Origin of the sequence: Cobetia sp. LC6 (assembly GCF_030264805.1) — a bacterium.
Classification (GTDB): Bacteria; Pseudomonadota; Gammaproteobacteria; order Pseudomonadales; family Halomonadaceae; genus Cobetia.
Window position 1 is genome coordinate 134,270 of sequence record NZ_JASSPL010000002.1, and the last position, 13,509, is coordinate 147,778.

General features: G+C 63.1%; 9 protein-coding genes. 2 read left to right on the forward strand and 7 right to left on the reverse strand.

Annotation, left to right across the window (positions count from 1 at the left end; translation table 11 throughout):
- Window positions 1-140: 140 nt before the first annotated feature.
- Entirely contained in the window at window positions 141-1,610 is a 1,470-nt protein-coding gene (gene guaB / locus QQF40_RS03870; protein WP_285460505.1) for an IMP dehydrogenase, read from the reverse strand.
- A gap of 462 nt (window positions 1,611-2,072) precedes the next feature.
- Between guaB and xseA the strand changes: the two genes are divergently transcribed.
- Window positions 2,073-3,443: an exodeoxyribonuclease VII large subunit gene (gene xseA, locus QQF40_RS03875; RefSeq protein WP_285460506.1), complete on the forward strand. Its 1,371-nt coding sequence runs from the start codon at window positions 2,073-2,075 to the stop codon at window positions 3,441-3,443.
- A gap of 291 nt (window positions 3,444-3,734) precedes the next feature.
- Here xseA and glrR read toward each other — a convergent pair whose 3' ends face one another.
- The 6 genes from glrR to QQF40_RS03905 all read right to left on the reverse strand — a co-directional run bounded on the left by glrR (window position 3,735) and on the right by QQF40_RS03905 (window position 11,970).
- Window positions 3,735-5,102, reverse strand: a complete 1,368-nt coding sequence (gene glrR, locus QQF40_RS03880) for a two-component system response regulator GlrR (protein ID WP_054555312.1) — start codon at window positions 5,100-5,102, stop codon at window positions 3,735-3,737.
- A gap of 120 nt (window positions 5,103-5,222) precedes the next feature.
- Window positions 5,223-5,789 carry a hypothetical protein gene (locus QQF40_RS03885; RefSeq protein WP_285460507.1) on the reverse strand — a complete coding sequence of 189 codons (567 nt, stop codon included), beginning with the start codon at window positions 5,787-5,789 and terminating at the stop codon, window positions 5,223-5,225.
- A gap of 4 nt (window positions 5,790-5,793) precedes the next feature.
- Entirely contained in the window at window positions 5,794-7,350 is a 1,557-nt protein-coding gene (locus tag QQF40_RS03890; protein ID WP_285460508.1) for a sensor histidine kinase, read from the reverse strand.
- 1,088 nt (window positions 7,351-8,438) lie between these two features.
- Window positions 8,439-9,749, reverse strand: a complete 1,311-nt coding sequence (gene argA, locus QQF40_RS03895; protein ID WP_285460509.1) for an amino-acid N-acetyltransferase — start codon at window positions 9,747-9,749, stop codon at window positions 8,439-8,441.
- A gap of 216 nt (window positions 9,750-9,965) precedes the next feature.
- On the reverse strand, window positions 9,966-11,249 hold the full coding sequence (locus QQF40_RS03900; RefSeq protein ID WP_285460510.1) for an inorganic phosphate transporter: 1,284 nt from the start codon (window positions 11,247-11,249) through the stop codon (window positions 9,966-9,968).
- Between the two features lie 40 nt (window positions 11,250-11,289).
- Window positions 11,290-11,970, reverse strand: a complete 681-nt coding sequence (locus tag QQF40_RS03905; RefSeq protein ID WP_285460511.1) for a TIGR00153 family protein — start codon at window positions 11,968-11,970, stop codon at window positions 11,290-11,292.
- Between the two features lie 471 nt (window positions 11,971-12,441).
- Between QQF40_RS03905 and QQF40_RS03910 the strand changes: the two genes are divergently transcribed.
- Window positions 12,442-13,452 (forward strand): CYTH domain-containing protein, encoded by a 1,011-nt coding sequence (locus tag QQF40_RS03910; RefSeq protein WP_285460512.1) that lies wholly within the window; start codon window positions 12,442-12,444, stop codon window positions 13,450-13,452.
- Window positions 13,453-13,509 lie beyond the last annotated feature (57 nt).

The window sequence follows — 13,509 nt, forward strand, 5'->3', positions numbered from 1 at the left end:
TGTGACCCGCTTCGGAGCTGCGAGGGAGCGCGGTGTCGTCTCCTTCCTGCCCCCGAAACCGCCGGGGGAGAAGTTTTCTCGACCTAAGCAAAGCGGGAACCCGTGTAGGGCTCCCGCTTTGCGTCGCGCTTCGCTATGTCTCAGTCGCGCCGATAGTTGGGCGCTTCCTTGGTGATCTGCACGTCGTGGACGTGGGATTCGGCGAAGCCGGCACCGGTGATCTGCACGAATTGCGGCACGGTGCGCATCTCTTCGATGGTCTGGCTACCGGTGTAGCCCATGGAGGCACGCAGGCCGCCCATCAGCTGGTGCACGATGGCGCTCATCATGCCCTTGTAGGGCACGCGGCCTTCGATGCCTTCCGGTACCAGCTTCTCGACGCCGGCATTCTTGTCCTGGAAGTAACGGTCGCTGGACCCTTGGGTCTGGGACATGGCACCCATGGAACCCATGCCGCGATACGCCTTGTAGGTACGGCCCTGGAACAGCTCGACTTCGCCCGGCGCTTCCTCGGTACCGGCGAGCAGACCGCCGATCATGACGATGCTGGCGCCTGCGGCGATGGCCTTGGCGATGTCACCGGAGAAGCGGATACCGCCATCGGCGATGACCGGCACGTCGTACTTGGCCATGGCGGCCGCGACGTTGGCGACGGCACTGATCTGCGGCACGCCGACACCGGCGACGATACGTGTGGTGCAGATGGAACCCGGGCCGATGCCGACCTTGACGCCGTCGGCGCCAGCTTCCGCCAGGGCGATGGCGGCTTCGGCGGTCGCGATGTTGCCACCGATGACCTGAATCTTCGGGTGGTGCTCCTTGACCCAGGCGACGCGGTCGATCACGCCCTTGGAGTGACCGTGCGCGGTGTCGACGACGATGACGTCAACGCCGGCTTCGGCCAGCGCAGCGACGCGATCCGGAGTTTCCGGGCCGGTGCCGACAGCGGCACCCACCAGCAGGCTGCCGTTGCTGTCCTTCGCGGCGTTCGGGTAGGTCTTGACCTTCTCGATGTCGCGAACGGTGACGAGGCCGCGCAGGCGGAATTCGTCATCGACGATCGGCATCTTCTCGATGCGGCTTTCCTGCAGCTTTGCCTTGATCTGATCCAGCGGCGTGCCTTCCAGCACGGTGACCAGCTTGTCGCGGCCGGTCATGATGCCGGCGACGGTATCGCTGAAGTCAGGCTGGAAGCGCATGTCGCGACCGGTCACGATGCCGACCAGGTATTCACCCTCGACCACCGGGAAGCCGGAGTAGCCATGCTCCTCGGACATTGCCAGCAGATCCTGGATCTTGGCCTTCGGGCTGACAGTGACCGGGTCACGCACGATGACGCTTTCGTGCTTCTTGACCTTGCGGACTTCCGCGGCCTGCTGGGCGATGCTCATGCTCTTGTGGATGATGCCGACACCACCTTCCTGCGCCATGGCGATGGCCAGGCGAGCTTCGGTGACGGTATCCATCGCAGAGGAGATGAGCGGGATATTGACGCTGATGTCGCGTGTGAGACGTGATCTCAGGCTGACGTCCTTGGGGAGGACCTCGGAGTAGCCGGGGACGAGAAGAACGTCATCAAACGTCAGAGCTTCTTGCGCTATACGTAGCATGTCGAACGCCCAGTAGCAGTTTATGAGGGATGCGCGAAAGCCGCAGTGCAGGGCCCGATGGACAGGCGCCATGACTACGGTTCTAGCGGTTGCTGCGAGGTAATCACCCATGATAACCCATTCGCCCCGCCCGAGACAAACGTCGCAGGCTATCAAACTCGCAACTTCACGTCCCGGCGACACTAACCATCTGGTCAACTAAAGCCACGAGTGGCGCGGCCTGCGGACTGGCGGGCGGCAAGTCACCTTGCCAGAGCCGCACCTCGCTGGGCACTGGTCAGCGCATCCCGCTGGGTCGCCTTGGATCGTCTCTCGCTTCTCGCCTGTGGCATCATTGTCCTGTGCTCTTCACAAGCTTCAGTGCTTCACAAGCTTCAGTGCTTCACAAGCTTCAGTGCTTCACAAGCTTCAGTGCTCGCCCTCACTCAAGCTCCCCGTCAGCTCCAGCACAAGGAATGTCGCGTGTTCGAAACCTCGTCTGCCGCCAATGCCATCAGCGTGACCCAGCTCAACCGCGAGGCCAAGGGCCTGCTGGAGCGAGGCCTGGGGGAGCTCTGGATCGAGGGGGATATCTCGGGCTTTTCGCAGCCGCGCTCCGGCCACTGCTACTTCACGCTCAAGGATGACAACGCCCAGGTGCGCTGCGCGCTGTTCAAGAGCCGTGCCCAGTTCCTGCGCGAGAAGCCCAGGGACGGCGACCGGGTGCGGGTGCGTGCCAAGGTGTCGCTGTTCGAGGCACGCGGCGACTATCAGTTGATCGTCGAGGCATTACAGCAGGCGGGGCTGGGGGAGTGGCTGGCGCGACTGGCACGCCTGAGGGAGCAACTGGCGGCCGAGGGCGTGTTCGCCAATCAGCGCGCCCTGCCCCATCCGCCGCGCCATCTGGGGGTTATCACCTCCGCCACCGGTGCGGCGCTGCAGGATGTGATCGCGGTGACGCGCAAGCGCTGGCCGCAGGCGCATCTGAGCGTGTTGCCGGTCGCCGTGCAGGGGCCGCAGGCGGTGCCGCAGCTGATTCGCGCGGTGGCGATGGCCAACCGCGACAGCGACTGTGATGCACTGCTGATCACACGTGGCGGCGGCAGCCTGGAAGACCTGTGGGCCTTCAATGACCAACATCTGGCGCGTGCCATCTTCCACTCGCGCCTGCCGGTGGTGGCTGCCATCGGCCACGAGACTGACACCACCCTGGCAGAGCTGGCCGCCGACCTGCGTGCACCGACGCCCTCCGCCGCAGCCGAAGCACTGTACCCGGACCAACTCGCCCAGGTGCAACAGCTGAGCGCCCTCAAGCAGCGCCTGTGGCGCGCGCAGCGGGCCCGTCTCGATCAGGCGGCGCAGCGTCTGGATCATGCCCGCTCGCGCCTGCGTCATCCGGCCCGTGAGCTGGAAACCCAGCGCCAGCGTGCCCGCGAGCTGGAACGCCGCCTGCACACCGCAGTGCGCATGCGCATGACCAGTGAGCAGCAGAAGGCCGACCAGCTGACCCGCCGCCTGCAACAGGCCAGCCCTGCGCGCGACATTCAGCGCCATCGTCAGCAACTGGCGATGCTGGCCCCGCGCCTCAACAACGCCCTGCCACGTCGACTGGCCGCTGATCGTGAGCGCCTGGAAGGCGCGATGCGTGCACTGAATGCGGTCAGTCCGCTCAATGTGCTCAACCGTGGCTATGCCATCGTCGAGCGCGTCGGCAGCAGCCAGACGCAGTCGCCCGGCGACAATAAAGTGATTCGCACCGCCCACCAGACCCAGCCCGGCGAGATGCTCTCGATCCGCCTCGGCGAAGGCCGCCTCGCCGTCGAGGTCAAACGCCGTTACAAGCCTCGCCCCTGAGCCCTGTCTTGCCTCGGACTGACGAGAACAAGACGCAAAAAGCCCCGCTGCCTGAACAGGTAACGGGGCTTTTTCATGAGCGCTTCACGTCCGCCACACCAAGCCGCTTGTGGTCTCACGCTTTACGCGCGTGAGCTTGCAATAAGTGGTGCGCTGGATCGCTTTTGACCTTTCGCCTTTCGCCCTTCGCGTGGTACCGGGCGCGTTGGATCGCTTTTGACCTCATGCCTTTCGCGCAGCTCCGGGCCGCTTTTGACCTCATGCCTTTCGCGTGGCCTCGGACGCGTTGGATCAAAAATCAGGTGGCCCCTGCTCGGCGCCCGGCTTGAACACGCCCGGCTCCAGATCGTGACGCCCCAGCAGCTTGTAGAAGTCGGTACGGTTACGCCCAGCGATACGCGCCGCCTGGGTCACGTTGCCTTCGGTGATCTTCAGCACCTTGATCAGGTAGCTGCGCTCGAAGCCGGCACGCGCCTCGGAGAAGGACGGCAGGGCGTTCTCTTCCGCGGCCAGCGCCTGGGAGACCAACGCCTCCGGAATCATCGAGGAGCTGGTCAGGGCGACGCACTGCTCGACCACGTTGACCAGCTGACGCACGTTGCCCGGCCAGGCACTGGAGGCCAGCAGGTTGAGCGCTTCCGGCGAGAAGCCCTTCACGAACGGCTTGTGGCGCGCGGCGGCCTGACTGATCAGATACTTGGCCAGCAGCGGCACATCCTCGGCACGCTCGCGCAGGGCGGGCAGCTTCAGATTCACCACGTTGAGACGGTAGTAGAGGTCTTCGCGGAAGTCGCCGTCATGCATCGCCTTGTCGAGATTGCGGTGCGTGGCGGAGATGATGCGCACGTCGATGGGCACCGAGGTGGTGGAGCCCAGCGGGCGGATCTGGCGTTCCTGCAATGCACGCAGCAGCTTGACCTGCAGCGCCAGCGGCATGTCGCCGATCTCATCGAGGAACAGGGTGCCGCCGTCTGCCGCCTGGAACAGGCCCTGGTGGGCACTGACCGCGCCGGTGAACGAGCCCTTGGCGTGACCGAACAGCTCGCTTTCCAGCAGCTGCTCCGGCAGCGCGCCACAGTTGATGGCGACGAAGGGGCGCGAGGCGCGTGGGCTGGCGTTGTGGATGGCCTTGGCCATCAGCTCCTTGCCCGAGCCAGACGGGCCGGTGACCAGCACGCTGACATCGGAGGCCGCGACCATGCGCGCCTGCTCGAGAATCTGCTCCATCTGCGGGGAGCGAGTGATGATGCCAGCGCGCCAGGCATCGTCACCTTCCTTTACGGGCGGCGCCTGGGCCAGCGCCTCATCGATGGCAGCGAACAGCTCGTCCTTGTCGACCGGCTTGGTCAGGAAGCTGAACACGCCCTGGCGGGTGGCACTGACGGCATCAGGGATGGAGCCGTGTGCGGTCAGCAGGATGACAGGCATGCCCGGCTGACGCTTCTGCAGCTCACCGAACAGGGCCATGCCATCCATTTCATCCATGCGCAGGTCGGACAGGACCAGGTCTGGACGTGCGGCTTCGAGACGACTGAGCGCCTCGCGGCCACTGCTGGCCGTCGTGACCTTGAAGCCACGGCTTTCGAGACGCATGCCGAGCAGCTTGAGCAGGCTCGCATCATCATCGACGAGCAGAATATGCGCTTGTGCGTATTTCACACTAACTCTCCTTGCGACACCCGAGGGCCTGGGACATCGACGTCGGGGCCGCACAGTCTTGCGTCAAGCAATCGCGAGGATTGAGTGACAGGGTCGTGGCCAGAGTCTGCCGCTGAGGGTTCAGGGCGTGCTCTGGCGGCGCGAATTGATCGATTCTTCGATGGCCGTCAAGGCTTCCAGCTTCTTGGTCAGCTGGGCATTCTCGGCGCTGAGCTTGCGACGGGCACCGTCATTCTTGTCACGCTCGGCGATCAGACCGCGACGCTCCTCGAGGCCATTGAGCCACTGGCGAAGCAGCGGCTGCAGGCGGCTCGGGGCAGTAGGCAGGTCCGCCTTGTAGAGGTCGGAGGCCAGCTCCCAGTCCGATTCATCGCCCCAGCTGAGCACGATGGCACGCGCGAGGCGACGGTCATGGCGGTTGCCTTCCAGCTGCAACAGGGTGCTTTCACGCCAGCCGCTGTTGCCACGCTGGGCCTGCAGCGCGAAGGCGACCCATTCATCCAGCAGGCAGTCCTCGCCGGTGAAGTCCGGCAGGTCGCCGACGCCGTAGCAGCTCTCCCGCACACTCGGGCTGACCACTTCCGGCTCGCTGCCCGGCATGGTGATATTGGTCAGGGCGCCACAGGCGCTAAGCGTACTGAGCAATACGCCTGCGGCCAGGCGCATCAGTAGTCGTTGACCCTTCATCACTTCAGTTCCTTGAGTGCTTGATGGCGTTCAATGACGCCATTTCATGTGGTGTGGACTGCTGATCCGCCCCGGCGGCATCCCTGTCTGTCTGCGGCTCATGCTCACTGCCTTCCCCTGACGTCAGCGAGCGACTCGGTGTCGGCAATGTCAGCCGGAAGCAGACATCCGCCCTGGGGTCCTCCACCAGCGCCAATTGACCAAATTGAGCGCGGGCGCTGTCAGCGGCGACCGAGAGACCGATGCCGGAGCCCTTGAGCGGCCCCTTGCGCTTGACCTCACCCTGATAGAAGGGCTTGAACAGGTGGTCACGGTCCTGGGCAGCGATGGGCTCGCCGCTGTTGGCGACTTCGATGATCAGCTTGCGACGCTCCTTGCGGGCTCTCAACCACAGGTCACCACTGTCTTCGCCATAGGCGATGGCATTGGAGATCAGGTTGTCAAGAATACGCCCGGTACGCGGCCTGTCCGCCTCCCAACTGAGGCTGGCAGGCGGAAGATGCACGCGCATGCCCTTCTTTTCCAGTGCCAGACGATGTTTTGCCAGCACTTCCTTGAACACTTCATGCACATCGAAGCGGCTCTGTTCGAGGCCTTGATTGTGCTGCAGCAGATTGTAGTCGAGGAGTTGCTCGATCAGCTTCTGCAATTCCTTGCTGGAATCATCCAGCAGGCCAAGAATCTCGGTCTGGTGCGGACTCAGCGGCCCGGCGACCTCGTCGATCAGCAGGCCGGTGCCTTCACGGATGCTGGCCAGCGGGGTCTTGAGCTCATGCGACATGTGACGCAGGAACTGCTGCTTCTGCTCCTCGAGCTCATCCAGACGCGTCGACAGCCAGTTGAGACGCTCGCCCAGCTGCACCAGCTCCGCCGGCCCCTTGATGACGATGGGTCGCTCGCTGTCGGTGCCGCTGCCCAGGCCATTGATGCGGCGCTCCAGCTGCCGGATGGGACGGATGATCAGCCAGGTGAAGAACAGCATCAACAGCAGACTGATGGAGACCAGCGCGGCGGTCTGCCACCACAGCTGATTCTTGACCTGGGAGGCGCGGGCGCGGATGCCTTCGATACGCGCGTCGACGAGTTCACGCGTGGAGTTGAGCAGGCCGCTGGCCTGGATCGAGAAGGGCCCGAAGTCTTCCAGATGGCGACTGACCTGGTCGACGCTCATCTCGGGCATACGCTCGAGCTGTGACAGCGTCGCCTTCAATTCGCTGACGCGGGGGTCCCCCTCACCCAACAGGCGCGCCTGCTCATCCAGCAAGGTGCGGAAGCTGTTGGCCTTGTCGGCGTAGATCTTCATCAGATCGGGGTTTTCCAGCACGGCGTACTGGCGGGCGCTACGCTCCATCTCGACGGCGAGATTGGTCAGCGTGCGGGCGCGGCGGGTCTGATCGACAGCCTGGCGGGCACTGACATCCGCCAGTTCCGACAACTCCGACAGCGCCTGCCCTGCTTGAAACATGAGCACGGCAATCGGCAGCATCACCACCAGAAATGCCATCAGAACCAGCTGCGGCAGCGAGCGGGGACGCCAGCGTCGTGACACTGTGGAGGCCATGGAAAGAACTCTATGCAAGAAAGGGGTGGTCATCATCGAATCACGTCTTCCTAGAATACCAGAGTTCACCGGCGTCCATCGCGGTTGCCAGTTCGTTAATAAATATGACTCTTATTCAAATCATCACGCTGCCACGAGACAAACCGCCCCATTGGCAACGCTTCGCATGAAATCGTTGGCCATTCAGCGCTAGACGCACAAAAAAAGAGGGCCGGCATAGCCGGCCCCAAGTACGCAGGGAACTGAAGGGTCAGTCATCACGTGATGCCTCTGGTACCTGGAGACCAGGGGCAACTCGTGATTGGCGGGCCTGACAGGTGGTCTGCCTGTCAGGCCCGGGAGAAAAGAACGTCACCTGGTGGTCGTTCCAGGTCAGTTGACGTTCACGCCGGACAGCGTCCGCGCTCCCTATCGGATGTGAAGCAGGGGGCAACACATCGCAATGTGGATGATCGAGTCGGATGGCTTGCCGACTTGCCCGCCTCGATCGTCAATTCGGGGATGACGGCAGCCAATCTCTCCGGCTACCGCATCGGTTTCGGGCATCCTTGCCCGGGCGTCCTTGCCCTCAAGATACTGTCCATGCCCACCAGGGGCCGTACCTGTCTCATCGCAACCTGAAGTCACACATCGCGTGGAGCAGACGCTTGGCCTGTCAGCGATCACGGAGCGCACAGGGCAGTGAGTACCGTCATCGCTGGAAGGCCAGAGAAAGGGCCGGTGATGCACCTCATATCTCTTGCTCACGATACCTATTGCCAAAGGCGTGCCATAAAACCGAAAACACATTACAAAACAATAACTTGAAATTACCATCACGACGACAGGCATGCCAATGTTGCTCGGGGTGGCACACAGAGTCGTGTTTTACTGGCCGATTCGTCGCGATTTGCCAACACATATATGGGGCGCTACATTTTTCCTTTTATTATCAATTACTTGAAACGTCTCTTTTGCAAGACAATCCCGCAAGGGGTGGGGGGAAACTGCGACACCTACGCAAGAACACCCGCTGATCTGCCCTCATCAAGGGGGTCATCAGCGGGTGTTCTCTGGGCGATTCATACTGGCAGGCAAGTGAGGTGTGACTAGAGCGACTTGAGCAATACCTTGGAGTTGCGCGCCGAGTTGTAGGCCTCGCGACGCATGGCCGGCAGGTCTTGCAGGCCGGCCGACACGAAACCGTGCTCGATGAACCAGTGAACGGTGTGGGTCGTCAGCGCATACAGACGCTCGACCCCGGCGCGACGCGCGCGCTGCTCGATCTCGGCCAGCAGCTGCTCGCCGCGCTGTCCGCGGCGATAGTCATCATGCACTGCCACGCAGGCCAGCTCGCCCATGGCGGCGTCACGGCTGAGATGCAGCGCCGCACACCCGATGATCATGCCATCGCGCTCCAGCACCACATAGTCGTCGATCTCGTGTTCGAGACGCTCCCGCGAGCGGGCCACCAGGATGCCACGCTGCTCCAGCGGCCCCAGCAGCGCCAGCAGGCCACCGACATCCTCGAGCCGCGCCTTGCGCAGCTGCTCGTAGCCCTGACGCGTGATCATGGTGCCGATACCGTCACGGGTGAACAGCTCGCCCAGCAGGGCGTCACGGTCGCGCCAACTCAACAGGTGGGTACGACCGACGCCGCGCCGTGCGGCGCCGCAGGCCGCGGCCAGGTGGCGCGACAGCTCGCTGTCGTCATCGCGAGGCGGCGCCATCAGCGCGGCTTCTTCAGGATTGAGCTGACGCAGCAGCTCACCGTCTTCGCCGAACAGGCCCTCCCCTTCGCCAAGCAGGATCAGCTTGTCAGCGGCCAGCGCCACGGCGGCGTGTTCGGCGACCTCAGCGGCGTCCAGATCGAACACCTCACCTGTGCTGGAATAGCCCAGCGGCGGCAGTACGACGATGGCCTGCTGCGAGAGCAGCCCCTGGATCGCCTCGCTGCGCACGCGGCGCACCTCGCCACCATGCTGGAAGTCGATGCCATGACGCACGCCCAGCGGCTTGGCCATCACCAGATTGCCGGAGACGGCGGACAGCTCCACGCCATGCAGCGGCGTATTGGGCAGCCCCTGGGACAGACTGGCCTCAAGACGCAGACGCAGCGTGGCGACCTGCTGCTCCAGATGGCCGAGAATCTCGCGCGTCACCACCCAGCGGCCCTGATGGCGGTCAGCCTCGATACCGGCAGCCTGCAACGCCTCGGCCACCTGCGGGCGCACCCCGAACACCACCACCAGCTTCACGCCGAGGGTATGCAGCAACGCCAGATCCTGTATCAACTGCGTTCGTCGTGACGAGGACAGGGCATCGCCCTCGATCAGAATGACGAAGGTGCGGCCACGATGGGCATTGATATAGGGAGAGGAGTTGCGAAACCAGTCCGCGAAGGGGAAACGCGTGTTCAAGAGCCAGCTCCGGGCAGGAGAGAGGGAAAATGGCATGTCAGGCATGCCCATGAATCATCATATCAGCGCCGCAGCCTGCACGGCGAGCGGTGCCCCCTGACATCCATGTGTCAGATACGAGAAAGACGACCCGAAGGTCGCCTTTCTCGTTTTGCCGTTCATCTCATGCAGAGCGTCAGCTCGAGCCAAGACTCAGGCTCAGAACCATGCGCCGGCTTAGCCGAACATGCCCTTGAACATGAAGAAGAACAGGATCGACAGGATCGCGCCGGCCGGCAGAGTGATCAGCCAGGACATCACGATGGTGCCGATCACGCGCAGGTTGAGCGCTGCCATGCCGCGTGCCAGACCTACCCCCAGCACCGCACCCACGAGAGTGTGGGTGGTGGAGATCGGCAGGCCGGTGCCGGAGGCCAGCACGACGGTCGAGGCGGCGGCCAGCGTGGCCGCGAAGCCGCGGGACGGCGTCAGCTCGGTGATGCCGGTGCCGACGGTGGCGATGACGCGACGACCATAGGTGACCAGGCCGACGACGATACCGCCGCCACCCAGCACGAGGACCCACCACGGCATGCTCGCCTTGGCGCCGATCTGACCGGCAGAGTCGACGACGCTGATGATGGCCGCCAGCGGACCGACCGCATTGGCCACGTCGTTGGAGCCATGGGCAAAGGCCATCGCACAGGCAGTGAACATCATCAGCAGGCCGAAGACCTTCTCGACACCACTGAAGTCGAAGTCGTCACCGGTGGCGCGATTCTTCTCCTTGAGGCGTGAACGCGCGACCTTGCGCTCCATCAGCACGCCGATACCCATCACGATGGCACCGACGACGACGGCCAGCAGCAGGCTGGATTCGAAGCTCAGATGCAGGCCGACATGCTTGAGGCCCTTGACCATGGTCACCATCGAGATGATGAAGCCGACCAGGAACATGTACATCGGCACGTAGCGCTTGGCGGCCGCGAACGGGTCTTCATTGTCGAAGATCAGCGTCTGCACGGACTTGAACAGCACGAAGGCGATGGAGCCCGCCAGCAGCGGCGAGACCAGCCAGGAGGCCGCGATCTGACCGACCTTGGCCCACTCGACGGCATCCACGCCCAGACCCGCAGCGGAGAAGCCGACGATGGCGCCGACGATGGAGTGGGTGGTCGAGACCGGCCAGCCCTTCATGGAAGCGATCAGCAGCCAGATACCGGCGGCCAGCAGCGAGGCCAGCATGCCGTAGACCAGGAACTGAGGATTCTCGATCAGCAGTGACGGGTCGATGATGCCCTTGCGGATGGTGTCAGTCACCTCACCACCGGCAAGCCAGGCACCGAGGAATTCAAAGATCACGGCGATGATGATCGCCTGCTTGATGGTGATCGCCTTGGAACCTACCGAGGTTCCCATGGCATTGGCGACATCATTCGCACCCACACCCCATGCCATGAAGAAACCGAACAGACAGGCAAGAATGACGAGCACATCGCCGTATTGAGCAATGATGGACATAGAAGACTCTTGGACAGATGGCAGGACGTCCTGATGGCGCTCAGCGCGCCATCAGGATCTGCAGTCGGGTACCGACCTTTTCCGCTTGGTCAGCCACATCGCCGACCCAATCGATGATCTTGTAGAGGAAGATCACATCGACGGGCGGGAGACTGGCTTCCAGCGAGAACAGGGTCTGGCGGATGGCGATCTGCTGTTCGTCGGACTGCTTCTCGAGTTCATGCAGCTCGTTGATCAGCTTGTCGACCAGCTCGCTCATGTTGCGCCCGAAACCGGACTCGACGAGGTCTTCCAGTTCACCCAACGCACGGCGCGCCTGGCAGACCGATTCGACCGCAGTCTTGAGATACTCACGCATGGCGGGCACCAGTGCGGAAGGTATCTGCATATGACGACCCAGCATGATCCCGGCGATGTCCTTGGTGACATTCGCGATGGAATCCTGGACATGGATCAGCTCGAGAAGGTCGGAACGCGAGACCGGCAGGAACAGCGAGTTGGGCAGGTTGAGGCGCAGCTGCGTCTTCAACTCGTCCGCTTCACGCTCCAGCCCGCTGATGGTCTTGCGAATGCTGGCTGCCTGCTCCCAATCACCCTGCTCGCAGGCGTCGAAGAAGGTCAGCAAGTGCTGGGCGCACTCGTCGGTCTTGATGATGTGGGTGTGCAGCGCCTTGAAAGGCGAGCGCCCGAACATCGAAGAGAAAGGGTTGGTCGTTACCATAGTGGCCGTCGGCGTTAAGGGTTGACGCGCGGAGTGTAGCAAAGCCTTTGTGACGATCACATAACTTTCATCATAACGTCATGATACCGCCATGCTGTTGTACTTTACGCAACAACAGCGGCAGTTCGGGGGAACACGAAGGATTCCAGAGGAGAGATTGTCATGTAGCGGCAGGACCCGTGGTCACTGGCTTGATCCACTATTCTTAATATAACCAAGGACGTGACGACAGGCAATTGCTGTCACCTCAATGTCATCATGCTGTCATATAAATGTGATTATGCCGACAGCCGATACCCGCATGGCCTCCCCCCTCCCGTGCTTGCCTTGCCGCGGGCCAGGCGCGAGCATGAGAGGCATGAGCCTCGATCACCATGCACCATGCTTGCCGGAGGCTCTGCGGTCCTGGCGCCGCTGTCACCATCATCCGTCAGCATCCGTCTTCTTTCATCCGTACAGGGAGTGCCCATCATGGCGCAGGAAATCGAACTCAAACTGGCACTGTCTCACCCCGTCATTGATCGCGATGCCATTCTGGAGACACTGACGAGCATTGCAGAGCTGGCAACGGTCAACCCCAGGCGGCGCTGGCTGGCCAACACCTATTTCGACACCCCCGAGCATGCGCTGGAGCGTGCGCGCATGGCGCTGCGTCTGCGCCAGAGTGGTGAGAATGCCGACAGCACGGGGGCCCTGCGCCAGACGCTCAAGACCAGCGGCGAGAGTCATGGCGGACTGCATTCTCGCGGCGAATGGGAATGGGAGCTGCCCGAGGGCCAGACCGACCTCGACCTCGACGGCCTGCGTGGCCTGCCGCCCTTGCAGGCGCTGGAAGACGGCGCCCGCGAGCAGCTGCTGAGTGCGCTCGCGCCCAGCTTCAGCACCGATTTCGAGCGTCATGCCTGGCAGCTCGACGTCAAGGCGACATGCAGCGACGAGAATCTGAGCGACGAGCAGGTCACCGTCGGTGTCGAGATGGCGCTGGACCTTGGCGCGGTGAAGGCAAGTGGTCGCGAGGTGGCCATCCAGGAAATCGAGCTCGAGCTGACCGGCGGCGAAGAACTCGCCCCAGAGGTGAGAGAAGCCGTGCTCTGGCAGCTGGCGGATTCGCTGGCCAGCCACCTGGCACTGCGTCCGGCGGATGCCAGCAAGGCCAAGCGCGGCGCGGCGCTGCGTGATGGCGAATGGCATGAGAAGACGCTGGATACCACTGACCCCGGCGCGCTGCTGTCCGCCGCCATCGATGCGCTCGATGCCCACGCCGACCGACAGGCGAAAGACGACCTCAAGTGGTACGCGCACGCGCTGGCCGCTCTGTCGGCGCTCGCATCACGGCTGGCCGCCAGTCAGCATCCCGGCCATATCCACGCGGTGGCACTGGTCGAGGCGCTGGAAAGCAGCGACGGTGACGCCTCACAGGACTGGGCGACTCGCGACTTCGGCCAGCACAGCCTGTCACTGCTCGCGACGCTGCGCGACTGAATTTCAGCACGACTTCGACTGCCCAGCCGTCAGGCGCTAGACCACTGGCTGATGGAC